Origin of the sequence: Synechococcus sp. PCC 7502, assembly GCF_000317085.1 — a bacterium.
In the GTDB taxonomy this organism is placed as follows: Bacteria; Cyanobacteriota; Cyanobacteriia; order Pseudanabaenales; family Pseudanabaenaceae; genus PCC-7502.
Genome location: NC_019702.1, coordinates 2,212,353 through 2,236,222, shown reverse-complemented (window position 1 = coordinate 2,236,222; position 23,870 = coordinate 2,212,353). Strand labels below are relative to the sequence as shown.

The 23,870-nt window shown below is 40.6% G+C and carries 19 protein-coding genes; 7 read left to right on the top strand and 12 right to left on the bottom strand.

Going from position 1 to position 23,870, the window contains the following annotated elements:
• Nucleotides 1–30: 30 nt before the first annotated feature.
• Both SYN7502_RS11000 and SYN7502_RS10995 read left to right on the top strand, forming a co-directional pair.
• The gene (locus SYN7502_RS11000) at nucleotides 31–801 is read left to right on the top strand and encodes a transporter substrate-binding domain-containing protein (RefSeq protein WP_015168901.1); all 771 of its coding nucleotides are present in this window, start codon (nucleotides 31–33) and stop codon (nucleotides 799–801) included.
• Entirely contained in the window at nucleotides 802–1,899 is a 1,098-nt protein-coding gene (locus SYN7502_RS10995) for a glycosyltransferase family 4 protein (protein ID WP_015168900.1), read from the top strand. It abuts the gene before it with no gap.
• Nucleotides 1,900–1,902: 3 nt separating this feature from the next.
• On the opposite strand, the gene argH is transcribed toward SYN7502_RS10995, so the two are convergent.
• On the bottom strand, nucleotides 1,903–3,288 hold the full coding sequence (argH, locus tag SYN7502_RS10990) for an argininosuccinate lyase (RefSeq protein WP_015168899.1): 1,386 nt from the start codon (nucleotides 3,286–3,288) through the stop codon (nucleotides 1,903–1,905).
• 173 nt (nucleotides 3,289–3,461) lie between these two features.
• On the opposite strand from argH, the gene SYN7502_RS10985 reads away from it, so the two are divergent.
• Nucleotides 3,462–4,895 (top strand): ApeA N-terminal domain 1-containing protein, encoded by a 1,434-nt coding sequence (locus SYN7502_RS10985; RefSeq protein ID WP_015168898.1) that lies wholly within the window; start codon nucleotides 3,462–3,464, stop codon nucleotides 4,893–4,895.
• A gap of 47 nt (nucleotides 4,896–4,942) precedes the next feature.
• On the opposite strand, the gene SYN7502_RS10980 is transcribed toward SYN7502_RS10985, so the two are convergent.
• Both SYN7502_RS10980 and SYN7502_RS10975 read right to left on the bottom strand, forming a co-directional pair.
• A complete protein-coding gene (locus SYN7502_RS10980; protein ID WP_246828907.1) occupies nucleotides 4,943–5,215 on the bottom strand; it encodes a DUF433 domain-containing protein in 273 nt (90 codons plus the stop codon).
• 306 nt (nucleotides 5,216–5,521) lie between these two features.
• Nucleotides 5,522–6,115 (bottom strand): EF-hand domain-containing protein, encoded by a 594-nt coding sequence (locus SYN7502_RS10975; protein ID WP_015168896.1) that lies wholly within the window; start codon nucleotides 6,113–6,115, stop codon nucleotides 5,522–5,524.
• Nucleotides 6,116–6,234: 119 nt separating this feature from the next.
• Between SYN7502_RS10975 and SYN7502_RS10970 the strand changes: the two genes are divergently transcribed.
• A complete protein-coding gene (locus SYN7502_RS10970; protein WP_015168895.1) occupies nucleotides 6,235–6,990 on the top strand; it encodes a cobalt-precorrin-6A reductase in 756 nt (251 codons plus the stop codon).
• Here SYN7502_RS10970 and SYN7502_RS10965 read toward each other — a convergent pair.
• The 3 genes from SYN7502_RS10965 to rpsF all read right to left on the bottom strand — a co-directional run bounded on the left by SYN7502_RS10965 (nucleotide 6,973) and on the right by rpsF (nucleotide 10,715).
• Entirely contained in the window at nucleotides 6,973–8,220 is a 1,248-nt protein-coding gene (locus SYN7502_RS10965) for a bifunctional cobalt-precorrin-7 (C(5))-methyltransferase/cobalt-precorrin-6B (C(15))-methyltransferase (protein WP_015168894.1), read from the bottom strand. The two genes, SYN7502_RS10970 and SYN7502_RS10965, sit on opposite strands and share 18 nt — an antisense overlap.
• A 17-nt stretch (nucleotides 8,221–8,237) precedes the next feature.
• Nucleotides 8,238–10,163, bottom strand: a complete 1,926-nt coding sequence (gene dxs / locus SYN7502_RS10960) for a 1-deoxy-D-xylulose-5-phosphate synthase (protein ID WP_015168893.1) — start codon at nucleotides 10,161–10,163, stop codon at nucleotides 8,238–8,240.
• A gap of 177 nt (nucleotides 10,164–10,340) precedes the next feature.
• On the bottom strand, nucleotides 10,341–10,715 hold the full coding sequence (gene rpsF / locus SYN7502_RS10955) for a 30S ribosomal protein S6 (protein ID WP_015168892.1): 375 nt from the start codon (nucleotides 10,713–10,715) through the stop codon (nucleotides 10,341–10,343).
• A gap of 252 nt (nucleotides 10,716–10,967) precedes the next feature.
• On the opposite strand from rpsF, the gene SYN7502_RS10950 reads away from it, so the two are divergent.
• Complete coding sequence (locus SYN7502_RS10950; RefSeq protein WP_015168890.1) at nucleotides 10,968–11,645, top strand: pentapeptide repeat-containing protein; 678 nt, start codon at nucleotides 10,968–10,970, stop codon at nucleotides 11,643–11,645.
• 280 nt (nucleotides 11,646–11,925) lie between these two features.
• Here the strand turns inward: SYN7502_RS10950 and SYN7502_RS10940 are convergent, their stop codons facing one another.
• Entirely contained in the window at nucleotides 11,926–12,714 is a 789-nt protein-coding gene (locus SYN7502_RS10940) for a metal ABC transporter ATP-binding protein (RefSeq protein WP_015168888.1), read from the bottom strand.
• Nucleotides 12,715–12,753: 39 nt separating this feature from the next.
• On the opposite strand from SYN7502_RS10940, the gene SYN7502_RS10935 reads away from it, so the two are divergent.
• Nucleotides 12,754–13,734 carry a metal ABC transporter solute-binding protein, Zn/Mn family gene (locus SYN7502_RS10935; RefSeq protein ID WP_246828906.1) on the top strand — a complete coding sequence of 327 codons (981 nt, stop codon included), beginning with the start codon at nucleotides 12,754–12,756 and terminating at the stop codon, nucleotides 13,732–13,734.
• Here the strand turns inward: SYN7502_RS10935 and guaA are convergent.
• The 5 genes from guaA to pruA form a co-directional block, all read right to left on the bottom strand.
• On the bottom strand, nucleotides 13,718–15,268 hold the full coding sequence (guaA, locus tag SYN7502_RS10930; protein ID WP_051023684.1) for a glutamine-hydrolyzing GMP synthase: 1,551 nt from the start codon (nucleotides 15,266–15,268) through the stop codon (nucleotides 13,718–13,720). The two genes, SYN7502_RS10935 and guaA, sit on opposite strands and share 17 nt — an antisense overlap.
• A gap of 113 nt (nucleotides 15,269–15,381) precedes the next feature.
• The gene (locus SYN7502_RS10925) at nucleotides 15,382–15,831 is read right to left on the bottom strand and encodes a GUN4 domain-containing protein (RefSeq protein WP_015168885.1); all 450 of its coding nucleotides are present in this window, start codon (nucleotides 15,829–15,831) and stop codon (nucleotides 15,382–15,384) included.
• Between the two features lie 196 nt (nucleotides 15,832–16,027).
• The gene (locus SYN7502_RS10920; RefSeq protein ID WP_015168884.1) at nucleotides 16,028–18,778 is read right to left on the bottom strand and encodes a DUF4132 domain-containing protein; all 2,751 of its coding nucleotides are present in this window, start codon (nucleotides 18,776–18,778) and stop codon (nucleotides 16,028–16,030) included.
• A gap of 38 nt (nucleotides 18,779–18,816) precedes the next feature.
• The gene (locus SYN7502_RS10915) at nucleotides 18,817–19,206 is read right to left on the bottom strand and encodes a hypothetical protein (protein ID WP_015168883.1); all 390 of its coding nucleotides are present in this window, start codon (nucleotides 19,204–19,206) and stop codon (nucleotides 18,817–18,819) included.
• 29 nt (nucleotides 19,207–19,235) lie between these two features.
• Nucleotides 19,236–22,235, bottom strand: a complete 3,000-nt coding sequence (pruA, locus tag SYN7502_RS10910; protein WP_015168882.1) for an L-glutamate gamma-semialdehyde dehydrogenase — start codon at nucleotides 22,233–22,235, stop codon at nucleotides 19,236–19,238.
• 109 nt (nucleotides 22,236–22,344) lie between these two features.
• Between pruA and SYN7502_RS10905 the strand changes: the two genes are divergently transcribed.
• Nucleotides 22,345–23,784 carry a phosphoglucomutase/phosphomannomutase family protein gene (locus SYN7502_RS10905; RefSeq protein WP_015168881.1) on the top strand — a complete coding sequence of 480 codons (1,440 nt, stop codon included), beginning with the start codon at nucleotides 22,345–22,347 and terminating at the stop codon, nucleotides 23,782–23,784.
• Nucleotides 23,785–23,870: the final 86 nt, after the last annotated feature.

The window sequence follows — 23,870 nt, the reverse complement described above, 5'->3', positions numbered from 1 at the left end:
AGTTTAATTTAGTAAACAAGAATAATGATTATGCGATCGCTTGTTTCAATAACAGCAGTGGCTTTGGTGGCATCTGGGATTTTTATTTCTCAAACTTTAGCCTCAAGTCTGGAAACTATTGAAACTCGTGGTCGTTTAATTGTTGGGATTAAAAATAATCTTCCACCCTTGGGATTCCTTGATCAGTCAGGTAATCTTAAGGGTTTTGAAATTGATATTAGTCAGCAATTGGCAAAGGAACTGCTAGGGAGTGCCACTCATCTAGAATTACTACCCGTAAAAAATTCAGAACGCTTTCCTGCCCTGTGGTCTGATCGGGTGGATTTATTAATTGCTCAAGTAACTTTAACTAAGAACAGATCACGGCTGATGGAATTTAGCCTGCCTTACTACACTGATGCCACAGTTTTAATCGCCCGCCAAGGTAGTAAACCCAGTGATTTTAGCCGCGAGGATGATTTAATTGGTGTAGTTAAAGGTTCAGAAACTATATCTATTCTCCAAGGTTCTTTTCCCAAAGTAAAACTAATTGGAGCAGATTCATATCAGTCGGGATTAGAGGCACTCAAACAAGGCAAAATTAAAGGTTTTGCTGGAGATGGAATTGCCCTTGCTGATTGGTTAAAGCAAAATCCTGAATTTACACAGGTGGGGAATAAATTAGCATTTCATAGTTTAGCGATCGCTCTACCTCGGGGAGAACAATATAACTCTTTACGGCTTAGGGTATATAAAATTGTAGAAGGATGGCGACAAAGTGGCTGGCTTCAGGAAAGAGCAACTTTTTGGGGATTGCCATAAATGAAACACCTTCTCTATATCCTGCCATATCTCAATTTAGGCGGTACTGAGAAGCATGCTCTTAGTTTAATTAGGCATTTTCAGCAGCAATACCATATCTCACTTTTAGCTCCAGAAGGGAATGGGGCAGAACCATTCAAATTGGAGAAGATTAATTACCACGCGTTTCTTAATTTAGAAAAAAATATTTGGCAAGGATTAACCGAGTTTCGAGCGGGAATTATAGCAATTCATCGAGAGCGTCCCATAGACTTAGTGCATGTTCACGCTGGGCATGAGTTGATGCTTTTGGTGAAATTGTTTTTACCAAGAAATATTCCAATTGTGTTTACGGTACATGGTTATCATGGCGAAGGCGCAATGGTTAGCTATCGACTAGCGGTATTATTTTCTAACTGGGTTGCAAATCAGGTAATTGCCGTTTGTGCAGCCGAGGCTAAAATTCTACAAGATATGGGGTTGAATTCTGCAAAATTGAGCTTAATTTATAACGGTGTTCCTCAACCCCAAGTTGATTTAGAGAAATCTCAGGAATATGCCCATAAATACCAGATCGAGCGCAAATCTCAGATTATTATTGGTACTGCTGCTAGACTAAATCCAGCTAAGGGTTTAACCTATCTGATTCAAGCATTTGCTGACTTAACTAAACATTATGTGAATTTAGTGTTAATAATTGCTGGGACTGGGGAACTAGAAAAAGAATTAAAGCAACAAACCCAAGATTTAAGCATTGCTAATCAGGTGATTTTCGCAGGCTATATTAATGATCTACCAAATTTATTAGAACTATTTGATATTTTTGTACTTCCATCATTACAAGAGGCTTGTAGTCTTGCTTGTGCTGAAGCCATGACGCAGAAAAAAGCAATTATCGGTAGTAATGTCGGAGGTATTTCTGAACAGGTAATTGATGGAAAAACGGGGTTTATAGTTGAACCCAAAGATATTGATAATCTTGCCAGAAATCTGCAAATTTTAATTGAAAATCCTGAACTCAGAAATCAGTTTGCTGAAGCTGGATATTTAAGGTATGAAGAAAATTTTAATTTAGAAAAGATGTTACAAAAAACGGCTCAGGTTTATGAATCTTTATGATTTTCAAGATATTACAGTCTTAGCTGTTGCTACTTGGAGCTTAACCTGTTCAAACCCTGTACCACCATAGCTATTTCGCACATTTACTACTTGAGTTGGGGCGATCGCCTCCACAATATCTGACTCAAACTTGGGATGAAATTCTTGCCATTGTGCTAGGGATAAATCTTTTAACAGAATGCCTTCGCTGGTGCAAGTTTTAACCAGTTTACCCACAAGATTATATGCCTCCCGAAAAGGAACACCTTTAGTTGCTAAGTAATCCGCCACATCCGTTGCATTAGAGAAGTCTTCGGTTACGGCTTGAGCTAATCTATCCTTTTTAAAGGTAATTCCTTCCGTTAGTAAAATTGTCATCGCTTCTAGGCAGACTCTTACGGTGGTAACAGTATCAAAAATTGCTTCTTTATCCTCTTGCATGTCTTTGTTATATGCCAAGGGTAAACCTTTAAGTAGGGTCAACATTCCTTGTAAATGTCCAAATACTCTGCCAGTTTTGCCTCGTACTAATTCTGGAACATCGGGATTCTTCTTTTGCGGCATGATACTTGAACCTGTACTAATGCGATCGCTCAAACCGATAAAACTGAACTCTTGAGATGACCACAAAATAATCTCTTCGGAAAAGCGACTTAAATGCACCATAATCAAACTGGCAGCATTGAGAAATTCCACCGCAAAATCTCGATCAGAAACCCCATCTAAACTATTATTACCAACGGCACCAAAGTTCAGATATTCCGCACTCAAAGCTCGATTAATGGGGTGAGGAGTTCCCGCCAAAGCTCCAGAACCCAACGGGCAGACATTAACACGGTTATAAATTTCTCCCAGCCGTTGATAGTCTCTTTGTGCCATCTCAAAATATGCTAACAGATGATGTGCCAAACTTACGGGCTGCGCTCTTTGTAAATGGGTATAACCGGGAATAAGGGTATCAATATTTTGTTCGGCTTGGGTAACAATTGCTGCCTGCCAATTCCGCAAATCAGATTTAATTAAATTAATTTGTTCTCTTAGGTATAGCCTAACATCCGTAGCAACTTGATCATTGCGAGACCTCGCTGTATGTAGCTTTTTGCCCGTATCTCCAATTAGTTCGGTTAAGCGTTTTTCCACCGCAAAGTGAACATCTTCTGCTTCTACCCCCGGTATAAACTCCCCTGAACGATATGCTTGGCGAATTTGCTCCAGCCCTGTTACGATCGCTTCGGCTTCAGATTCACTAATGATTCCAACTTGCCCCAACATCTTGGCATGAGCCTGTGATCCAGTAATGTCGTATTCAATTAAAGCTATATCAAAACTAATACTGGCATTAAAGCGGGCGATCGCAGGATGGAGTGCAGTCTCAAAACGTTGACTCCAAGGCTGGGGGGTGTTTGTCATGGCTAGAAGATTAGATTTAGGCTCGATTATCTCATGATTCATCACAGTCTGGGTGTTAAGCATAAACATTTTGAGGAAGCTTAGAATACCAATGTACTTAGGTTTGATCGATACTTTAGCCCCAAATACTTAATGTTAGGATACAAATTAGGATGTAAAGCCAATAGAAATATATGAGTACACAAGAAGAAGGGACTGAATATCAAGGCTACTGGTGGCTTCCACAATTCCCAGATCATAAGGTAGCTGGAACTTTAACAGGCATAAAAACTGGAGACTTAAAGCTATCTCTGCTTGGCAAGCTTCAAGAAACATCAATAGATTTCGGCATAAAATCTGTTACTTACCCAACTATTTTAGGAATAGTACACGGGAAGCTAGTTAGTCTAGGAAGCTGCTATGTTATAGGTTCTAGGGTTAGTTTCCCAGGATTTAAAACTGAGATTTTATCTGTTCATATTGCTTTTATTGGGGAACATATTTTAAATCCTGAAGAAGCAAAGCTTAGTAAGATTATTCTTAAATTTGATTATTTTGACGAGTGGTTATGTATTCCCTCTATTAAAACCGAACATGTTGTAGATGATGAATCAGGAGAGCTTTTGGGTTATGACTTTAGCTACAGAACTCCTAAACCTATAAATGTGGATTTTGAGGAATTCAATATCTCAATTTTTTACGGGCATAATATGATGAGAACCTTCCCAAGGAATATTGAGCTTAAGCAATATGGAACAATTTCTCTACATAGTCATGAGGGTATGACTCTGCGTGAATGGAATCATAAATTTATATATCCTTGGCAAAACTTTATGACTTTAGCAACTGGGGAACTGTGTCATCTTCAAACTTTAGGGATTTTAAAAGAAAATGAAATAATTGATGTTTTCTTCGCTAAAACTAAAGGGGACACCTCAAAAAATATTAAATTTTTCGATATGTTTTTCACAATGCGAGATGTTAAGGACAAATTTTGTGACTTCTTAAAAAATTGGTTATCTATTAGTTCTCAATTTGATAGTGTATGCAACCTATTTTTTAGTACAAAATATACGTCTAGCTTATATGTTGAAGATCAATTTTTACCGATTGTTCAAGCACTAGAGTCTTATCACAGGCGTTCGGAAAAGTTTAACCATAAAAAAAAGTTTGTACTTAAAGAAAGACTACATGATATTTTTGATTTTGTCACAGAAGTAGTTAATCCATTGGTAGAAGATAGAAATGAATTTATCAAAACGGTTGTTAACACAAGAAATCACAATACACATTTTAATAACAAGCCCGAAGACCAATTTTTTCGAGGTAGAGATTTATTTTGGGCAACAAGAATTTTAGGATATATGCTTCAAGCTTGCCTTTTGAGAGAAATCGGTTTTTCTAATGAAGAAACTGGTAGCCTTTTCCGCAGAAATCAAGAATATATGTATGCTGAGCGATATATCCAAGAGCATTACTTCAAAAAGGATAAGCAAGTTCGGGTAAATCATACTCCTGAAGATGAATCTGACCCATTGGTAGGAATGTTTGCACTATCTCCAACCGCATCTATAAATACCGAAGAATTTTCTGCTGAAGAACTTTTAAAACTTGAAGGCAAGCTTTGAAGCCCTATCCACTAGCTGATACTGGTTTTATTGGCGATAAATTCTGATCAAACAGTAACTTCATAGGGAACAACTGTTAAACGGCGATCGAGATCGGCAGCAAACGCAAAACAAGCCTGTATATCTGCAAATGTTAAATCTGGAAAATCATCTAATACTTCTTCAACACTCATTCCACCACCGAGATAATCAAACACGTCTGATACAGTAATGCGTGTGTTAGCTATACATGGTTTACCACTGCGAATATTCGGATTGATGCGTATGCGATCGCGATAGTTTTTCATAAACAAGATTTGCCTGTAACCCACTTGTATCATACCAGCACCCTTATAAGAATTTAGATTTTGAGGAATGCGATCGCTGTTAGATTTTTGTGGAGGGGGGCTCTCTTTACATCATGTTAATATTTAACGAAGTAAATATACCTGTACTCACTTAATTCTCTTATGAACACCCTAGTAGAGATTAAATTAGCGATCGCATATATTCTTGACCACGCTGAAAAGATTGATCGGTACAGTTTTTATAAATCAATAATTCATTGATCTTTAGCAATGTCATAGCTATGTTTCAGGCGGATTTTAAAGAAATTTTAACACTGTTATAAAGCGGAAACTAGCATCTTAAATAGGACCAAACATATAATTGCCAGCTTTATTGGGATCGCTACTAAAGTAAAATTCTTCAATCATGGACATAACTTCGGCATTGCTTAAAGTACCATCCCCATTCAGATCAATTTTGCTAAAGGTTTCATCCACATAAATAACGGGAATATTATAAACTCGAAATAAATCTGCCCATTCTGATTTATCTAAATGTCCACTTTGATCGCTATCTACAACCGTAAATATGGCATCACTTAAGTCTAAAATTTCTTGATGATATTCATGATTTGCTAAAACCACATCAAAGTATGTTAGCCATTCTTCTAAAGTAATCTGCGTCCGAATTTGAGTACTCCATGCGTCAGGATTATTGAGAATTTCAGGCTGAGAATTATAAACTTTCTTAATTTCTGAGCGGATACGGTTCCACAGATATATAAACTTACTAGTAATGTTTTCGTAGGGAATGGAATCAGTTGCCCAGCCGCGTATATTGCCAAGACGTTCTGCTAAGCATTCAAAATCAGAAATTTTTAATACACCTAAGTTGCAGGCATCATACATAGAAAATAACTTCATTAATTTACGTTTTTGCAACTCTGTCAGCATATAAACTCCCAATTAGTTATTTTTTAGTAATTTTTAAATTTTTTTGATTTAAGTCTAGGGTTTAATGTATCAGACAGACTTGGACACTTCAGGTTAAATGTTGGTTAAAGGATTGGGGCATGAAGGTTTTAGTTTTAGGTGGTACTGGTGATGCAGTAAAACTGGCGGCGAAGTTGGCACATATTCCCGAACTGGAAATCATCTCTTCCTTGGCGGGTCGAACTCGTAAACCTGCTGCTTTGGTAGGAGATGTGAGAATAGGTGGGTTTGGTGGGGTGGCTGGACTAATAGAGTATTTACAGGCGCAAAAAATTGATGTGGTTATTGATGCTACCCATCCCTGTGCGGGACAAATTTCTGGAAATGGGGCGATCGCTTGTCAAGTTACTAAAATTCCCCATTTAATTTTGGTGCGTCCACAATGGCAAAAAGTCAAGGGCGATCGCTGGATTGAGGTTGCAAGTGTAGAAGCTGCTGCGGTCATACTTCCTGAACTCGGCACGAGATTTTTTATTACTTCGGGAAGACAACAACTGGAACCATTTTTAAAGTTAGCCAAATCCCATCCCCAAGTATGGTTTTTATTGCGCTCCATTGACCCACCTGATCTGGTAATCCCCAATAGTGAAGTGTTGCTAGATCGAGGTCCGTTTAGTTTGGAGTCAGAACGGCAGTTGTTAAAGAATTATCAAATTGAGGCGATCGTGACTAAAAATAGTGGGGGCGAGGCTACGGCGGCTAAGTTAACTGCGGCAAGAGAGCTAAATATACCCGTGGTGATGATTCAACGTCCTCCTATGCCCGATGGTGAGAAAGTAAGTGAAATTGATGAAGCGATCGCATGGATTCTTAAACATTTACGGCTTATAAACTAACCACTGGGTAACGGGCATCATCGGCTTCCAACCCAAAAAATTACCTACGGGTTCAGCTCGTTCGATGGAAATTTTGGTTAAGGTACCGCCTAATTGTTGCTGCCATTGGTATAGTTTCTGTTCACCCTCAAGGGTAACGACATTGGCGACTAAACGTCCCTGTGATCGCAAAGCATTCCAGCAAGTTTCTATCATTCCTAATGTTGTAATTCCCCCACCAATAAAAATGGCATCGGGCGTGGGTAAGCCTGCTAATACGTCTGGAGCAGAACCTTCAATAATTTCTAAATTTGGTACGCCTAAGCTCATGGCATTATCAGCAATGTAGGCAGTACGGGATTTTTCAATGGCGATCGCTCGACAGTTGCGATGAGTTCGCATCCATTCAATGCCAATGGAACCACAGCCTGCCCCCACATCCCAAAGTAATTCCCCTGCAAAAGGAGCAAGTGCCGATAGAGTTATAGCTCTGACTTCTCGTTTAGTTAACTGTCCATCGTGGTGATAGGCGTGATCGGGTAAGCCTACGGTACGGGAGAAATTTTTTGTTGGATACGGTGAATTAGAAATACATTCAATGGCGATCGCATTCAAATCTGCTACCTCATAATCCAAACTAATCCAATCTTGAGCAACTTCAAAAATTATCCGTTCTTTAGTTCCAGCTAAATGCTCTAAAACTGTAAATTTACTATGACCAAAGCCCCGCTCAGTTAAAATCTTTGCCACAAGTTTTGGGGTATGGCGATCGCTACTCAGGACTAAAAGTTTAGCATTGGCATAAATATAAGCTTGAAGTAAAGAAACGGGGCGACCACATAGACTCAAGGTTTTAGCTTCTGCCATTGACCATCCTAACCGCGCACAAACAAGACTAAAGGTAGAGATGGCAGGGATAATTGTGATCTCTTCTATGGGAATTTGCTTAGTTAAGGTTACGCCAATGCCATACCACATCGGATCACCACTAGCTATTACACATACTGATCGCTCTAGCCGATAACTCAGAATTTGCTTAATACTGTCTGAAATTGGTGTTGACCAAACCAGTCTTTCTTGCTGATTTGATCTGTGATTTAAGTCGTGATCTAACCTTGGATCAAGCATCCTAAGATGGCGATCGCCGCCTACTATCACCTCAGCTTGATCAATAAGCGATCGTGCCACAGGAGTTAACCCCTCTAGTCCATCTTCACCAATGCCAACAATCGATAGCCATTTGCTAGGCATTTATGGAGCATCCAAATTTATTTTTGAATTAAATCAGCTTTTTGCTTTGCCCCTTCAGGTTGGATTTCTGCCAAAATGCGATCGCTAATTTGACCACTGGTTAATCCTAATTCGGCGAAGGATTGTTCAGGGGAAGCGTGATCCACAAGCACATCAGGCACACCAATCCGATGAACAGGCACCAAAATCTGTAAATCCATTAATGCTTCTAAAACCGCAGACCCAAAGCCACCCATTAAGCAACCTTCTTCCAGCGTAACCACCCTACTAATAGTTTGAGCCAAAGGTGCAATTAAATCCATATCCAAAGGCTTAGCAAATCTGGCATTAACTACAGTTGCTTGGACTCCATGTTCCATAAGGATTTCCGCTGCCTGTAACGCAGGGTAAACCATAGACCCAAATGCCACTAGCAACACATCCTTCCCTTCTCTAAGAACTTCCGCTTTACCAATGGGAATTGGCTCCCAGTTTTCTGATTTTAACGGTACCCCATAACCATTGCCTCTGGGATAACGCATGGCGATCGCCCCATCATATTCAAGTCCCGTCACTACCATTTGTTGCAGTTCTGCCTCATCCTTGGGAGCCATTAGCACAATATTGGGAATACAACGCAGATAGGCAATATCATACATACCTTGGTGAGTTGGACCATCGGCACCGACGATGCCTGCTCGATCTAAACAGAAAAATACATGAAGCTTTTGAATGCACACATCATGAATAATCTGATCGAAGGCACGTTGCAAGAAGGTGGAATAAATAGCCGCCACAGGGCGCATTCCCTCACAGGCTAATCCCGCCGCTAAGGTGACAGCATGCTGCTCAGCAATTCCCACATCAATATATTGTTCGGGCAGTTTGGCTTGCAACTTATCTAAGCCTGTACCCGTTGCCATTGCCGCTGTGATCCCAATTATGCGTTTGTCTTTTTCTGCTAGCTTAATTAAGGTATCAACAAAAACCTTGGAATAGCTGGGGGGCTTAGGTTTACTAGATGGTGCCGATTTACCTGTGTCTAAATTAAAGGAACCTTGGGCATGGTAACCAACTCGATCAGCTTCGGCGTAGCTGTAACCCTTACCCTTAGTAGTGGCAACATGAACCATGACTGGCCCCTGCAACTTATGAGCCATCTGGAAGGTGTCAATTAGTTCCTTGAGGTTATGTCCATCAATGGGGCCAATATAGGTAAAGCCCAGTTCTTCAAACACAGCTCCCACCTTGTTTTGAACCATAGTCAGGATTTTAATATTATCCTTAATCCGATCCAGTTCATCACCGAGGGAACCGCCCACAAATGGTAGATTTCTGACCTGTTCTTCAATGGTGCCACTCAGGAATTTTACGGGCTGAGTTAGTCTTAAGCGATTGAGATAGCGGGGAATTGCGCCGACATTGGCAGAGATGGACATTTCATTATCATTCAGCACCACCATTAAATTAGTTTTAGGTAGGTGCCCAGCATGATTTATAGCTTCCAATGCCATGCCACCAGTTAATGCCCCATCCCCGATAATAGCCACGGTTTTAAAATTTTCACCCTTAGCATCACGAGCGATCGCCATGCCTAAAGCTGCGGAAATACTGGTAGAAGCATGCCCTGCCCCAAAGTGGTCAAATTTACTCTCACTGCGTTTTAAGTAGCCAGCAACCCCATCTTTTTGGCGAAGGGTATGAAAGCGATCATAGCGTCCAGTAATTAATTTATGGGGATATGCCTGATGTCCTACATCCCAAACCACCTTATCGTGATCCAAGTCAAGGGTTTGATAGAGAGCTAGGGTTAACTCTACTACACCTAATCCTGGTCCTAAATGCCCCCCTGTTGCCGCAATGGTTTCTAAGTGCTTATTGCGAATTTCTTGGGCAATGGATTCGAGTTGAGCGATCGAGAGACGATGCAACTGGTTAGGATGAGTAATTTCACTCAGGCGCATAGATAATTTTTTATTAAATTTGATCTCCTAGTCTAGTCTATAAATAAATTAATAGATTGACATGGTAAATACTTTTAACAAGCAAATAGCACAAAAAATAAAAAACTCAGGTCTAAATGAATGATCTCTCCCTGAGTTGGTGTTAGTTAATAGCCTAGTTGATAGAAAAAATTACTCTTAAATATCCATAGCTCCAGGTCCACGCTGCATTGCAATGGGTTCGGCTACAATTTCCACTGGCTGATCTGCTGCTGCCAGTTGCTCGGGAGTAACTTTTATGGTCATAAACCGAATTACTTCATCACTTAATTTCATGGTTCTTTCCAAGGTTTCTACCGCTACAGGGGGAGCAGTATAATTAAGCTGAACGTAAATACCTTCACGATTTTTCTTGACTTCATATGCAAGGCGGCGTTTGCCTCGATTTTGAATTGAAATTTCTTCTGCCCCTTTCTCTTCGAGTAGGGTTTTATATTTAGCGATCGCAGTTTCTAGGTCTTGCTCATTAAGATCAGGACGCAGAATATACATGGTTTCGTAAAGACGGCTCATAAATTAATTTCCTTATGGACAATAGGGCTAATGGTTAAACAAAAGCAAGGATTTATAACTCTACCAAATATTTACGCTTTTTTATATTTTTCTGCCAATAATCAGCAAGGGATTAAAGTATTATTAGTTTACGATGAGGAATTTAAGATGTTTTTACAAAAAGCAAATTGAAAACTTAAATAGTGTATTAATTGCCTAATATCCCTAACTATAATTCTTGAAATCGTATCCAAGCATACACTGAGCGTAAAAATGTCTGAAAGTTCGACAAAGCCAATAGGAAAAAATTATAAAGGTCAAGACCTAAGTGGGCATAGGCTATTTGGGGCAGAACTCAATGATGCCGATCTGAGTGGAGCTAATCTAAGTAAAGCCAGAATGAGTGGCGCTGAACTGAACCGAGCAAATATGAGTGGGGCAAACTTACATAGTACTCATCTGAATCGAGCCGTGATGAAAAATGCCAATCTGGAAAATGCAGATTTGACTGGAGCTAAAATGATGGAAGTCAATCTGAGTGAGGCGAATTTAACAAATGCCAATTTAAGCAATGTTAGTGGTGTTGAGTCAAACCTAACTATGGCAAATTTAGCTGGGGCGATACTAAGCAGTGCAGACTTCAGTAATTCCAATCTGAGTAAGGTTAATTTGGTTGGTGCGGATTTACAAGGTGCGATTTTTAGCAACACTAATCTAACTGGAGCTGATCTCAGTGGAATAAATCTTAAGGGGGTTAATTTAAGTGGAGCTAACCTAAGTATGGCGAATTTGAGTGGCGCAATTTTGGGCGGAGCCAACATCACTAAGGCTAATTTTGCTCAAACTGACCTTAGTAATGCCGATCTGAGGGATGTAAATATCTATGCTACCAATATAGTTGAGGCAAATCTGTCGGGAGCAACTATGCCGGATGGTACAAAGAGGGGATAAGCTATCACATCATACTTGCTAAGCTGACTACCCCAAGTTAATAAAGCAAAAGATAAAGAGATATTAGAAGTAAGGTAAAGATTATTTACCTCAAATTAGGTTATTCGTAACGATTTTCATTCTTTTTAGCTTTTTGATCCTTAGCTTCTTTCTTAGCTTTAGCATCTTGTTTAGGTTTTTTGGATTCTTTTTTGCCGCCTTGCTCTTTGCTCATGACTTTCACCTGTTTAATTATTGTGAGATGGCTTCACTATAGCACTTTAAAAGTTTGGCTTAATTGCTAACAAGCCATTACCGCCTCTAAAGGACTGACAAGTCGGCGAACTTGCTGCGATGAACCATAGGCAGATTGAATGTTTTCAAGGGTCATGACTTCTTGGGGTGAACCATAGGCAATTAAAGACTGATTTAAGAGCAGCAGTTGATCGTAATTATCTAGTGTCTGCCCCCATTCATGACAACTTACTAACAGGGTTTTTCCTTGAGCTTTTAGATCGCGATAAATCTCTAGGATTAGTTCTTCAGTTTTTTTATCCACACCAGCTAAGGGTTCGTCTAGTAGAAATAAATCTACTTCCTGTGCCAATGCCCTTGCTAGAAATACCCGTTGCTGTTGACCACCAGACAAATCACTAATGCGGCGATCGCTTAGGTGCAACATTTCTACTTTTTGTAATGCTTCTCGGACAATTTCTTGGGAACGGCGGCTGTGATTGTGAAACCAACCTGAATAGGTAGTACGTGCCATCATCACTACATTCCAAACGGTAACGGGATAGTCCCAATCTATTTGCGATCGCTGGGGAACATAAGCCACCCGTTGTTTTTGGCGTGACAGTAGTTTGCCATTATAGGTGACCTGACCCGATAGTAGAGGAATTAAACCCAGTAAAGCCTTGAATAGGGTACTTTTGCCTGCGCCATTAGGACCAATTATCCCCACAACCTGCCCCCTATGAATCTGAAAGTTTATTGCTTCTAGTGCTTTTAACCCTCGGTAGTTGACAGAAAGCTCTTGAACTTCTAACATGACAAAATTAAAATGATAACCATTCTCAAAATATAGCACAAACCTACTTGGATGGTGAAGTAAATGGGGAAGAAAATATTGAAGCGAAAAATTAGGATATTAGCTGTAATTTCTGGAGTGATCGCTATTCTGAGTGGTTGTAATCAAGAGTCAAATATTAATAATGTTTCAAATCAAGCCCCTAATAAACCTTTACCTTTAGTTGTGGCAACTTCTAGTGTGATTTGTGATTTAACCAAACAAATAGCTGCGGAGACCATTAATCTAAAATGCTTGATTGAAGCTGGTACCGATCCCCATACCTATAAAACCACACCCGATGATATTAAGGCGATCGCCAACTCGAAATTAGTTTTATACAGTGGCTATAATTTTGAACCGACATTAATCCGAGCGATCAAGGCTGATACTGGAACTGCTGGAAAGGTAGCTGTGGCAGAAGTTGCTGTACCCAAGCCAATTTTGGCAAAAAGTGAAGAAGTGGATGATAAAGCCACAGGAAAATTAGAACCCGATCCCCATGTCTGGCATAACGCTCAAAATGGGATAAAAATGGTAGAAGAGATCGCCTTTGAGTTAAAAACAATTGCCCCAGAACAAGTGCAGCTTTACGAAAAAAACAGTAAAAAGACAGTTACGGAAATCTTAGCCATAGATAGATGGATTAAAACCCAAATTGCCACTATTCCCGCTAATCAACGTAGGCTTGTGACCACCCACGATGCCCTTGGTTACTATGTACAAGCATACAACATTCCCCTTGAAGGTGCATTACAGGGAATCAGCACCGAGGAAAAAGCCACGCCTACAAGAATTAAAGACTTAGTGAATACAATTAAATCTAGCAGGGTACCCACTATTTTTGCTGAATCTAGTATTAATCCTAAATTAATTCAAACCCTATCCAAGGAATCTCAAGTCAATATTTCAAATCAACCTCTGTTTACTGATGGATTGGGAGCCGAAGGCAGTAATGCTAATACCTATCAAACAATGCTAATTGCTAATACCAAGGCGATCGTCGAAGGACTAGGCGGTAAATTCACTCCCATTCAATAGTGCCGGGGGGCTTGGAGGTAATATCTAAAACCACACGGTTTATGCCCTTAACTTCATTGACAATGCGGTTAGAAATAGTTTCTAGGAGTTCGTAGGGTACCTTTGCCCAGTCTGCGGTCATGCCATCTTCGCTGGTAACAAAGCGTAAAACCACCGGATAGGCATAGGTACGTTGATCTCCCATGACACCGACACTTCTGATCGTGGGCAATAATACCGCAAAAGCCTGCCAGTAATTGTTGTAACTACCTGAGCGATTAATTTCTTGACGAACGATCATATCGGCATCTCGGAGCATTTCTAGGCGCTCGGGGGTAATTTCACCGATGATCCGTATAGCTAACCCAGGACCAGGGAAGGGCTGACGTTTGACAATTTCCTCAGGTAAACCCAATGCAGTGCCAACTTTACGCACTTCATCTTTAAATAGTTTGCGTAGGGGTTCAATTAGGGTAAATCTTAAGTCATCAGGCAGTCCACCCACGTTGTGATGGCTCTTAATTTTGACCGCAACCCGTTTACCCGTGGCTGGATCGATATTAGTATCTGCCGATTCAATGACATCGGGATAGAGCGTTCCCTGTGCCAGATAATCAAAGGGTCCTAAGCGTTTTGATTCCGCTTCAAATACATTGATAAACTCACGACCAATAATTTTACGCTTTTGTTCTGGATCGGTAATGCCTTTAACTTTTGCTAAAAAGCGATCGCTAGCATCAATATATTCCACAGGGATCGCAAATTGTTCTTTGAATAGTTTTACTAATCTTTCTGGCTCTTGTTTACGCATAAAGCCCTGATCGATAAACATACAAGTTAATTGATCCCCGATCGCCTTATGTAATAGAAATGCCAAGGTGCTAGAATCCACACCACCAGATAGAGCTAAAAGCACACGCTGATTTCCGACCTGCGATCGCACTTCTCGAATTGCCTCTTCAATAAACGCATCGGTAGTCCAAGTCGGTTCACACTCACAAATACCATAGACAAAGTTACGAATTAATGCCATCCCACCCAATGAATGCACTACTTCAGGATGAAACTGCACGCCATAAAAATTTTGCTCTAGGTTAGCGATCGCTGCCACAGGGGTATTAGCAGTGTGAGCCAAAAGTTCAAAGCCTTCGGGCATAGCAATCACCGAGTCGCCATGACTCATCCACATTATTGCTTCATTCTCAACATTAGTAAGCAGGTTAGTGGGATCATTAATCAACAGATTGGCTTTACCATACTCTCCCCGTTCCGCCCTTGCTACATTACCACCCAGTTGCTGCACCATCAGTTGCATACCGTAACACACCCCTAAGATGGGAATACCAAGATTCCAAATTTCTGGATCGGAGGTGGGAGCGCCCTGATCATAAACGGAACTGGGACCACCCGAAAGAATAATACCCTTAGGGCTAAATTTTGCTAATTCGGCAGCAGTGGTGTAGTAGGGTAAAACCTCTGAATAGACTTGAGTTTCACGGATGCGCCTAGCAATTAGTTCAGAGTACTGGGAACCAAAATCGAGGATGGCAATCATCTGGCGGTGGGGTAGGCTTACAGATGTATCAGAATCGGTGGTGGGTGCTGTTGCGGCAATCAAAGTTTAATCCTCGTTATTCTAGTTATTATTTTACTTGTTTCCAATGGAATTTATAATGACCATAGGGGATGGGCAAATATAGCAGCAATGGTTTTGTTCCCTCTAATCTGATTTGATAGCGGTAAATGTCCTTTAGGAGCAGTGGTATTCCAAATAAACTCGGTGGGGTATCTGGTAAATCTTTTATCTTTTTTCCAACCAATTTGTAACCAAAATTTTTCCCAATTTTTATCTAAGCCTAGCCAAATTTTACGTTGCACAGAAAAACCAAACTTTCCATCAGAATGTGCCAGCCACAGATCGTTAATAGTTTTGAGATCAGTATTATTAATTTGTGCCACTTCAGTAAAGTATAGCCAACCCCTTTTGACAGCACTCTCTCCGACAATTTCTCGCAACATCAAAGAGGTAAAGCGATCAGCAGCTTCAAAGTCTTGCTGTATCAAAAGTTGTGCCAGAGGACTGTAATCTATATTTACCTCTGATTGTAATTGAGTCATGTTGTAACTATTTAGCCAGATGTTTCTATAAATTTATAAAATATCTCATAACTTTAACAGAAATCAGGTCTTGTAATATATCCAAGAGTAAAATTGAATAGATCAAAGGACATTTTAGTTCTATGGTTACTTCAGTTTGACTTTACGCCTTTTGATCACCTATCATGCCCTTTTAATCACTACCAAGTTATGATTATCAGTGGCGACCGATCTGACTCAAAATGGAACTATCCTTAATTTTGTCATCATCAGCCAAGAGGAAAGCTTTGCTGAGAATAAGGGATAGGGTATTGTCACCTTCAAAGGGTAGAAATAGACTATCTGTATTTGAGGATTTATCCCAGCCTGCCACAATACAAAGATAGGAATTATTAGGCTCCATTAGGATATTGCCACTACCAAAATGGATTTTATAGGTGCGTCTTTTGCCTTCAACAATCAGGAATCGATCATCAATCTTACAGCGATCGCTGATTTTCAGTTTTGGTAATAATCGAGTAATTACCTCACGCCTTAGTTGGGCGGTCATAGCTAGTTCGCCAAAGGAGTATTGCTCCCAATAGTTATCATAGTTGTGAAGATTTTCGCCGCGATCGCTCCAGTTCGGATCGTTACCAATACTTGCTACGCCCACAAATAAATCCACATTTCGCATCACTTCCGAGAATGTCAAAGCTGGCACATCTTCCAAGGGAATTGGTGTATATCGCTGATCGTAAAAACAGACGCGATCGCTCGCCACATAGAGATAAATATAGACATCGGATACCTCTTCACCTGCGGGGTCAACATAAAATTCTGCTTGTAAATTGCTCTGTGGTAAATGGAAGATCGCATTATTAGCTCCATCAAACCCACCTTGGAGGCTATATTGCCAACCCTTTTGCTTCATGAGTTGATACATTTGATGTTGGCGCAGAATATGGGCAGCAAAGCGATTAGAGTAAGTCCTTGTGGTTCTTTCCGCTTCAGTCAGGGGATAAATTTCTCGATATGCCTGTTTGAAAGGTTGGCAAATTTGATGTTGTTCTAGCCAATCTCGCCAACTGGAAATCAAGGTCGAGTCGGCAAAGATCGGATGCCATAAAACTACATTTACTTCTTCGGTGGTTTCTAGCCAAGTTAAAGCTTGCCCTTGAGCATTTACCACTTGATTTTGATGCCAAATTCCAGTTTCTTGGTGGGTTTCATTCCTAAACTCCCACACTAGGCGATTTGTTAAATATCCAAGGAGAGGATGATGGCTAAAACGTTCCTGCCAATCCGTATATTTCCAAGTGCGAGGTTGTAGATAGGTATTTTCAAGGCGATCGCGATGAACTTTAAGCAGAGATTCAATTTCACTGATATGACGTTTTAATGCTTTTAGTTCGCTACTGTAATTATTTTTTACTTCGGCAGGAAGGGATTTTTGTAACTTACCATCGGGTTTATACCATTGTAAATCCACACGGGTGGAACTGAGGATTTTCACTTCCGCCGTAAAAGAGCCAAAACTTTGACGTAATAGACCATTCTCATTGAGTCCATAGTTAGGAACTGCAAGCTCTAATAAATCTTCTTTAGTGATACCTTGTCTTTTCGCCGCCGTCTCGAATGCTTTTTGAATTAAGCTCTTTGCTTGACTATATTTGATTTTTGCCTGTAATTTCTCTAACTGAGTTATAGCCTCCCTGCCAGACATAACGCTTAGGGCATATATGCAAGCATTACCCACTAATTGCGATCGCGCCCCAATTTGCGGAATTTTTCGATAACAGGTTTCAGCTAATGCCCCAAATGCAGGAATCAGACGATTATCTTCCAAGTTGCTACAACTCCAAACTAAGCCTTTGAGAAGCAGACAGTTTTTATCATGCAAGAGAAGAACAGCATCCTTTGGATCAAGATCGATATATAGAGAAGTATCAGAAAAGCCTTTGCCATTATCTTCTCTCGGTTCAGCCACTAATGGAAACCACTTTAAGCAATAATTGACAAATGATTCTTCTCCAATTTCAGTAATTAACTCTTTCGCTTTTTTATTCCATTTTGCCGTAGGTTTAGATTTATCGGCTGTGCCAGCATGGAGAATTAGTTCCTGCCAAGCTTTTTTAGTATCATTATCTAAAGGTTCAAGGTCTTGTAATAGGCGATCGCTCCATACATCACCAGGCAAAAGTGTATATTCCTCTAATGCCTTTTCTAAAAACGTTGTCCACTTTTTGTAATTATCATGATCATTTTGAATTATGGCTGCTGATTTAATTTTATGTAAGGCAATTTCTAATTCCACTGAAAAGGGTTTTAGCTTATTAATTAAATTCATGATTTTTGAGCTTACGGACTTACTCAAGCTATGAGAGCTATGCAGAAATATTCCTTTTGTATAAACGTCAATTAAATCAATAACTTCTGAATTGGATAAACTTGTAATTTCAAGGACTAGATTCTCTGAAATTCCATACAATACCTGAAGATATTTATTTCTTGGGTTGGCTTTAATCCCTTCATTCAAAAAAATTTGACTCATATCAACAAGTGTAGGGATTATTATGTCAATTGGCTCTGATAATGAATTTAAGCCTTTTAATTCTTGTAAGTATCGATCCAGTTTATCTTCTTCATTCGCTATCCCAGATATATTCCTATTAAGCCAGCAAACTCTTAAGTAGCAGGCAAAAATAGTTTTAAGAATAAAAGTATCTTTTTCACTAATAATCTTAATCCTGCTTTGAGATAGTCTTTGCCAAGCAGAAATATCAAATATACAGTAAATGGTTGTAACCGAACTCTCAAGTCCAATATTAGCATTCTGCCACCAAAACTCTGGAAGTAATGCCTCTGTTAAAATTTCGTCAAGAGATAGGTGTTGTGTGTAATAAGGATCACTTTCGTAAATAGGATAACCATCGACTCCAACCAGTTTAGGTTCACCTTTCATCCAATCAAAAGAATCGAATATCACAAATTTACCCTCCTCTTAATCTATGTCCTATTGTATTGCTATCCACCAACCAAGGGAGTTAAACGCATAAAGCTTATCTCCATATCTTCGGAAATTTCAAGTTCTTCATCCAAGCTAACAATTTGCTTATTATTCACCAACATCAGAAAGGCATTTTTATTAAAAGCAGCGATCGCTTTTTCGTACTGTTCTTCCCAGTTAATAATACGTTTGGTTTTTAGTTTATAGCCCCTAGGCGATCGCAGAGAATCTTCAGGTTGCACTAGTCCTTGAAACTCAGATTCTTGCTGGTTATTAAATAACTCAACCTCTTGCCGCACTCTTTCCCGTAGTATATCTGCGGCTGTACACAGAGCGATCGCTAAAGTAATAGTCTTGCGATTAGTCTTCTCGCCTGAAATTGATTCATCACAAACGGTTAAAAGCATAATTTTCTGAGGGATTTATTCTTTAACTTTTATTCCAGCATATCCAAAGGGGCAAAGCCCTGACGTTGGGTATTTTCCGTAATCGAACGAGGCTCTAGGAATTGCAAGAGATAATCCTGCCCGCCCGCTTTAGAACCTACGCCACTAAGCTTAAATCCCCCAAAGGGATGGCGATCGACTAATGCCCCTGTGATACCACGATTGATATAGAGATTTCCCACCTCAAATTCAGCGTATGCTTTTTCAATATGGGAAGGGGTACGGGAGAAGATTCCCCCTGTGAGAGCGTAATTGGTATTATTAGCGATCGCTAGAGCCTCATCAAAACTATCTGCCTTCAGAACTGCTAAAACTGGACCAAAGATTTCCTCCTGGGAGATCAGATCATCAGGTTTAACATCAGTAACGATCGTGGGCGAGACATAGTAGCCATGATGAGGAACTGGTATTTCTAAGGCAATTTTATTTACTTCCCTTGCTGTTTGGATATAACTCAGAATTTTCTCTTGAGCCTTGCCGTCAATTACTGCCCCCACCTTAGTCGCAGGTAAATTAGCTTCACCGACGGTTAAAGAACGGGTCGCTTCTACTAATCTAGCTAGAAAATTTTCATAAACGGGTGATAAAACCACAACCCTTGAGCAAGCCGAGCATTTTTGTCCAGCATAACCAAAAGCTGAATTCATCACGGCAACTACTGCCTGATCTAAATCGGCACTTTCATCAATGATGATAGTATTCTTCCCTCCCATTTCGGCGATTACTCGCTTCATGTGCTTTTGCTTAGGCTGAAGAATTGAGGCATCGGTATAAATCTGGCATCCCACCTGCTGCGAACCCGTAAAGGCAATCACTTGGACATCTGGATGTTTAACTAAATAGGAACCAACTTGGGAACCTTTTCCTGATAGATAATTAAATACGCCCTTGGGCATTCCTGCGGCTTGGAAGACTTCCATAATCTTGGCACCAATCACAGAAGCTTGCTCGGCAGGTTTAAGGATTACCGTATTCCCTGCGGCTAATGCCCCTGCACTCATACCCAAAGCGATCGCCAAGGGGAAATTCCAAGGCGAAATCACTAAAACCACTCCCCTAGGTTGATAGATATAGGTATTATCTTCTCCCGGTACATTCCGTTTCACAGGTTGGGATATTCTTTCGATTTCCTTAGCATAGTAGCGACAGAAATCTATCGCTTCAGAAACTTCCGCATCTGCCTCCCTAACTGGTTTGCCAACTTCCAAAACAATCCAAGCACTGAGTTCAGCCCGTCGATCTTCCATAATATCCGCAGCTTTACGCAGAATATTACCCCGTTCCGTTGCTGTTAATTTCTTCCAACTGGGAAATGCGGTTTTAGCAGCAGTCATTGCCAGTTCCGCTTGGTCGATGCTTGCTAGTCCGATTTTACCCACAACTTGAGAGCAGTTAGAAGGATTAAGAGACTCAGCGAATGCCTCCGTTTGTAGTTCCTCTCCATTCACAATAGGAAGATAGGTTTTACCTAAACTTGCTTTAACCAAGTTAAATGCCTGTTGGGACTGCGATCGCTTGTCAGCTTGGGCATAATCGGTATCACCAGCATTAGAAAAACGATCAAATTCAATGTGACGATTTTTCCCAGAATCAGTTTCTAAGGTCGGCTTTACCAGTAATTCATCCACTGGTCGTTCATCATTGGTACTCAGGCGCAAAAACGAACTATTGGCAGTATTCTCTAGTAATCGCCGAATTAGGTAGGACATACCCGGAATTAAATCCCCAAAGGGACAGTAAATCCTGACTCTGTATCCCATATCTGCGATCGCCTTGGTAAATTTATCACCCATGCCATAGAGAGCTTGCACTTCAAAGTTGCGTTGGGGAATATTTAGAGTTTGAGCAATAGCGATCGCCTTTGCTAAAGACCGCACATTATGACTGCCAACGGCGGCATAGAGATATTGATGATTTTCTAAGAGAATCTCTACTAAGCGTTCATAGTTATAATCCGTAGAACTTTTTTCATTAAAAACAGGTTGATCCCAGCCCTGCTGATATGCCTTGATGGTTTCTTGATCCCAGTAAGCTCCCTTCACTAAACGCACAGTGATGGGTTTGCCTCTAGTCTTTGCCCATCCGACTAAATCTAATAAATCCTGTTGCGAATTCCGTAAATACCCTTGAAGTGTAATTCCCACATCGGTGCGATCGCAAAATTCTGGCTCCGTTAATACCTGCTTCAGAATCTGCAAGGTTAAAGTCTTATAAGCATACTGTTCCATGTCGAAATGCACAGCACATCCCAGTTCCTTTGCTTTTCGTAATAGAGTTCGGACTGGTTTGCTCACCTTTGCTGTGGTCACCAATGGATCGAGGGGATCGAATTGGGAATAGAAAGCACTAAGCTTTACTGACACCTGCACCCTAGGCAGTTCAATGCCATCTGCTTTATCAATCTGATCAATTACTGTCCACGATTTTGCTTTGTTCGTGAGATCGATCATCATCTGCACATAGCGATCAAAGTATGACTGTGCTTCAACTTCACTAATTACTGCCTCGCCCAGTAGATCCATCGTAAAAGCGTAGCGTTCCTTTCGGAGCCGTTCAATATTTTTAATTGCTTCAGGTAGGTTTTCTCCACTGACATATCTTCTCGCTAAGGATTCTACGGCTGCTCCTAATGCTGTAGCGGCGGCGGTGGCGGTTAAGGAGTTGGGATTATCCGTACTAAAATTCAGAAGCGATCGCAGAGCGGGAACTTCAACGGCATCACTAGCTAAATATTCCTGCATGTGTCGGGCGATTTCGGCTTTACTTTTCAAGGCAGGTAGGCAATCGATCAACCGAAATAACTGGACGCGCAAACCTTCATTTCCCATACCCCACGCCATTAATTTATCGTCTAGGCGCATTTCCCCTTTGAGTTTGTCCCAAAAACCACCTTTACTAGCAGCGAGAATTTTGCGGGCAATTTCTTGGGTCTTAGCCTCGTAACGGTCGGAATTAATGATCTCGGTAGGTTTTACAGCTTGAGTAACCACGTTTACATACTTAAATAACTTCTATACCCCATATTATCCTGATTTTTTAATTAAAACCTAGGTGCCAGACTAGCTTATCCTAGTATTCAGAGAAAACAAGGAACAACATATGAGCGCAACACAAGTAATTGGTGAAGGTACAGGCAAAATTGTGTTTGGTACGGATGGTTGGCGGGGCATTATTGCCGATGATTTTACATTTCCTAATGTCAGAAAAGTTACGAGGGCGATCGCCAAATATTTAAGCACTGCCTACGATCAAAGTCGTCCAGTACTGGTTGCCTATGACACCAGATTTTTAGCTGAAGAATTTGCGATCGCTGCTGCCCATGTCTTAGCTAGTTTAGGTTGGACGGTGAAAATTGTTGAGCGTGATTGCCCTACCCCAGTAATTGCCTATGCTGCTAAATACCTGAATTCGGCGGGTGCATTAATGTTTACTGCCAGCCATAACCCTGCGCCCTACTGTGGGATCAAATATATTCCCGACTATGCTGGTCCTGCTACTCCAGCGATTACCGATACGATTGTCGCCAATATTGATAGATCAACCGATGAGGTGCCAACGGGAGTTCCCAGTAATTTAATTTCTCGGTTTGATCCAAAGCCTGATTATCTCAAGTTTATTTATACAATTTTAGATTGCGATCGCATTCGCAGTGCCAAACTCAAAGTTAAGTATGATGCCTTGTACTCCACTTCTAGGGGCTATTTAGATACTGTACTTGAGTATTGTGGTTGTGAAGCCGAATCTTTTCATACCTACCGTGATGTTTTATTTGGCGGGGGGATGCCAGAACCGAAAGGGGATCAGCTAATTGAATTAGTCGCTGCCGTGAAATCCGATCAAGCGGATATTGGCTTAGCAACTGATGGAGACAGCGATCGCTTTGGTATTGTTGATGAGCAGGGAACTGTCCTTACTCCAAACATAGTATTGCTATTATTGGCTCGGCATTTGGTTGTCAATAAAGGGAAAAAAGGAGCGATCGTTAGAACCGTTGCCACTACGCACTTGTTAGATAACTTAGCAGCTAGATATGGCTTGAAAATCTATGAAACTGCTGTGGGTTTCAAGTACATTGGCGAACTAATGCGTCAAACTGAAGTGCTGATCGGTGGTGAAGAATCGGGGGGACTGAGTATTATTGGACATATTCCCGAAAAAGATGGCATTCTTGCCGATATGCTCGTGGCTGAAGTGATTGCCTACGAAGGTAAACCCCTTAGTCAAATTGTGGCAGAAGTAGTTGAGGAAGCAGGGGGAGCTTTATTTAACCATCGGTTGGATTTACATTTAAGTAATCCCCATAAAGCGGCGGTAATTTCCCACTTCAAGACTAATCCCCCACGGGCGATCGCTGGCATTCCAGTTAAAGAAATTGGCTTAAAGGATGGAGTTAAACTCTATTTAGAAGGCGGATCATGGGTACTTTTACGTCCCTCGGGAACTGAACCATTAATGCGGGTTTATATGGAAACTAATTCCGAAGCTCAACAAGTAGCGATCGCTCAGGAAATGCAAGCCATCATTAAAACTTTAGAGTAAAACCTTAGAACCATAGTAGATAGTCAAAGATAAATAAATTGACGAGCAAAATAAAGGCGTAGATAAGAAACAAGGGAAAGCTATGC

Coding starts and splice junctions, on each gene's coding strand:
- SYN7502_RS10985 (WP_015168898.1), top strand. CDS start 3,462: ATGAGTACACAAGAAGAAGGGACTGAATATCAAGGCTACTGGTGGCTT.
- rpsF (WP_015168892.1), bottom strand. CDS start 10,715: ATGAGCCGTCTTTACGAAACCATGTATATTCTGCGTCCTGATCTTAAT.
- SYN7502_RS10915 (WP_015168883.1), bottom strand. CDS start 19,206: ATGCTTTTAACCGTTTGTGATGAATCAATTTCAGGCGAGAAGACTAAT.
- SYN7502_RS10970 (WP_015168895.1), top strand. CDS start 6,235: ATGAAGGTTTTAGTTTTAGGTGGTACTGGTGATGCAGTAAAACTGGCG.
- SYN7502_RS10905 (WP_015168881.1), top strand. CDS start 22,345: ATGAGCGCAACACAAGTAATTGGTGAAGGTACAGGCAAAATTGTGTTT.
- SYN7502_RS10950 (WP_015168890.1), top strand. CDS start 10,968: ATGTCTGAAAGTTCGACAAAGCCAATAGGAAAAAATTATAAAGGTCAA.
- guaA (WP_051023684.1), bottom strand. CDS start 15,268: ATGATTGCCATCCTCGATTTTGGTTCCCAGTACTCTGAACTAATTGCT.
- SYN7502_RS11000 (WP_015168901.1), top strand. CDS start 31: ATGCGATCGCTTGTTTCAATAACAGCAGTGGCTTTGGTGGCATCTGGG.
- SYN7502_RS10925 (WP_015168885.1), bottom strand. CDS start 15,831: ATGACTCAATTACAATCAGAGGTAAATATAGATTACAGTCCTCTGGCA.
- dxs (WP_015168893.1), bottom strand. CDS start 10,163: ATGCGCCTGAGTGAAATTACTCATCCTAACCAGTTGCATCGTCTCTCG.
- argH (WP_015168899.1), bottom strand. CDS start 3,288: ATGACAAACACCCCCCAGCCTTGGAGTCAACGTTTTGAGACTGCACTC.
- SYN7502_RS10975 (WP_015168896.1), bottom strand. CDS start 6,115: ATGCTGACAGAGTTGCAAAAACGTAAATTAATGAAGTTATTTTCTATG.
- SYN7502_RS10980 (WP_246828907.1), bottom strand. CDS start 5,215: ATGATACAAGTGGGTTACAGGCAAATCTTGTTTATGAAAAACTATCGC.
- SYN7502_RS10965 (WP_015168894.1), bottom strand. CDS start 8,220: ATGCCTAGCAAATGGCTATCGATTGTTGGCATTGGTGAAGATGGACTA.
- SYN7502_RS10995 (WP_015168900.1), top strand. CDS start 802: ATGAAACACCTTCTCTATATCCTGCCATATCTCAATTTAGGCGGTACT.